A 2,718-nucleotide genomic window follows, 5' to 3' on the forward strand; every position below is an offset into this window, starting at 1 on the left:
TGCAACTCAAATCTAGAATCTGGCAATTAAATAAAATTAAATTGCCAATTTATGTTTAGCTGTAGCAATTTCTTTCTTTACTTGTTCAAAACCTGTACCACCATAACTATTACGTGCGGATACTACTTGTTCAGGAGCGATCGCTTGATAAATATCTGCTGCAAATTTTGGATGTAATTTTTGCCATTCTTCTAGGGTTAAATCTTTCAACAATTTATCCGTAGAAATACAAGTTTTCACAACTTTACCTACTAAATTATAAGCTTCTCGAAATGGTACGCCACGAGCTGCCAAATAATCTGCCACATCTGTGGCATTAGAAAAGTCTTCTGAAACTGCTTCTGTTAAGCGATCGCTATTAAACTCTAAACCTTCAGAAAGTAAAATTGTCATTGCTTCTAGACAACTTTTAACTGTTTTTATCGTATCAAATAAACCTTCTTTATCTTCTTGTAAATCCTTATTATATGTTAGTGGCAGTCCCTTCATTATGACTAACATACCTTGTAAATGACCAAAAACTCTGCCTGTTTTTCCCCTAACTAACTCTGGCACATCAGGATTTTTCTTTTGAGGCATAATACTAGAACCAGTAGCACAACTATCAGTTAAAGTAACAAATCTAAACTCTTCAGATGACCATAAAATTATCTCCTCTGCCAAACGACTCAAATGCACCATAATTATACTAGCTGCACAGAGAAATTCAATAGCAAAATCTCGGTCACTTACCCCATCCAAACTATTAGCATAAGGCTTTTCAAACTTTAATAATTCAGCAGTATAGTGTCTATCTATAGGAAAAGTTGTACCTGCTAAAGCACCACAACCAAGAGGAGAAACATTCACTCGGCGATAAACATCCCCTAGTCGTTCCCAGTCTCTTTCAGCTTTCTGAAAATAAGCCAAAAGATGATGAGCTAAACTCAAAGGTTGTGCCCTTTGTAGATGAGTATAACCAGGAATTAAAGTTTCTATATTAGACTCAGCTAACCCCAATAAAGATGATTGAAAATTTCTTAATAAAGCCCTAATTTGCTGAATTTCTGATCGTAAATAAAGTCTCGTGTCAGTTCCTACTTGGTCATTTCTAGACCTAGCTGTATGTAATTTTTTACCTATATCTCCAGTAATTTCTGTAAGCCTTTTTTCCACAGCAAAGTGAACATCTTCCGCATCTAAATCCGGGTGAAATTTCCCTTCTCGATATTCTTGACGAATTTGTTCTAAACCCTTAACTAACTTTTCACCTTCGTCTGCGGAAATAATACCTGTTTTAGCCAACATTTTTGTATGAGCTACCGAACCAGTAATATCGTACTCAATCAATTCAATGTCAAAACTAATACTGGCATTAAATTTAGCTATAGTAGGATGCAACGCCTTTTCAAATCTTTTGCTCCAAGTTTGTTTCTCTTGCGTCATTTTACAGATTTTTTTTCTATTTAACTCTATTAGATGTGAGATTTTATCGCAATGGAAGGAAAAGACACAGACATCACAAGCTTCTTCCTTCTTCCTTCTGCTATGTAATTAAGGCAAAATGCTCTTAACCATCCAACCAATAAATAAACCAACTAATAGTGCCCATACTTGACCACATTCTATAAAATTGCTCCAAGCTTTTTGCACATCAGACCATAAGTTTACATCAACTTGTTGAGCCAAAAGTTGCCAACTATACAATATTTTTGGTCCTAACAAATCTAGAATATTAGTCTCATAAAATATCGGATTCAAACCTGATGTAGTTGTGGAAGTTATATTAATAATCATATATTTATTCTGCTGTAGAAGATTTTACTCTCATAACTACTAGAGTCATATCATCTGGATTTTGATTTCCTTCACCAACGAATTGTTTTACTTGAGCAAATAGGTAGTCTAATATTTTTTGTGGTTCCTGATAATTTTGACACGCAAACTTGAAAGCTTCACTCAATTTAATATCATCATAACGATCACCATTTTGATTAGCTGCATCTGTAAACCCATCTGTATAATAAATAATAGTATCTCCTGGATTTAGTTTAACTTGTGCTTCATGGTATTCAGGGTCTACTTCTAAACCAACTAACATTCCCAAAGTATCTAACTGTACAATAGACTTACTAGCAGCTTGCCACAACATTGGAGGATGATGGGCCGCATTGCTATAGGACAAAATGCGGGTTTCTGGATTGTACTCTGAATAAAACAAAGTCACAAATCTATGAGAACTTTCCAGGTCAGCATACATTACTTGGTTCAAATGTTGTAGGACTCGTGCTGGTGAGTGGCGGTTTAATACCTCAGCTCTTAACATTCCTCTAGTCATGGTCATAATTAAACCAGCAGGTACACCTTTGCCCATGACATCTCCAATCACAATACTCCAGCGACAGGGTTGCTGTTTTTTGTTTTTGGAATTCAACTGGTCGTAGTTGGAGGGGATAAAATCATAATAGTCTCCTCCGACTCGGTTTGCTGTTTGACAACGAGCAGCAAGGGTAATACCAGGAATTTCTGGACATTCTGGAGGCAATAGTTGCAGTTGAATTTCTGCTCCTATTTCTAGCTCTCTGTCCAAACGTTCCTTTTCTCGTAAGGATGTAGCTAATTCATCATTAGCAATAGCTACTGCGGTCTGGTCTGTTACTAAACGAATTAATTTTTGTCTAGCTGGTGTCCAGATATATTGTGGGTCGTCTATATGTATTTAGTCACGACCCACAATAA

2 protein-coding genes and 1 pseudogene are annotated in these 2,718 nt (G+C 36.1%); all 3 read right to left on the minus strand.

Going from position 1 to position 2,718, the window contains the following annotated elements:
* Positions 1 to 36: 36 nt before the first annotated feature.
* Entirely contained in the window at positions 37 to 1,425 is a 1,389-nt protein-coding gene (gene argH / locus F6K13_RS27290) for an argininosuccinate lyase (protein WP_287289021.1), read from the minus strand.
* 108 nt (positions 1,426 to 1,533) lie between these two features.
* Positions 1,534 to 1,776, minus strand: a complete 243-nt coding sequence (locus tag F6K13_RS27295) for a hypothetical protein (RefSeq protein WP_205127456.1) — start codon at positions 1,774 to 1,776, stop codon at positions 1,534 to 1,536.
* A 4-nt stretch (positions 1,777 to 1,780) separates the two neighbouring features.
* A pseudogene (locus tag F6K13_RS27300) lies at positions 1,781 to 2,686 on the minus strand (PP2C family protein-serine/threonine phosphatase); the annotation flags it as partial.
* Positions 2,687 to 2,718 lie beyond the last annotated feature (32 nt).

Origin of the sequence: Okeania sp. SIO2B9, assembly GCF_010672505.1 — a bacterium.
GTDB lineage: Bacteria > Cyanobacteriota > Cyanobacteriia > Cyanobacteriales > Microcoleaceae > Okeania > Okeania hirsuta.

Coding starts and splice junctions, on each gene's coding strand:
- argH (WP_287289021.1), bottom strand. CDS start 1,425: ATGACGCAAGAGAAACAAACTTGGAGCAAAAGATTTGAAAAGGCGTTG.
- F6K13_RS27295 (WP_205127456.1), bottom strand. CDS start 1,776: ATGATTATTAATATAACTTCCACAACTACATCAGGTTTGAATCCGATA.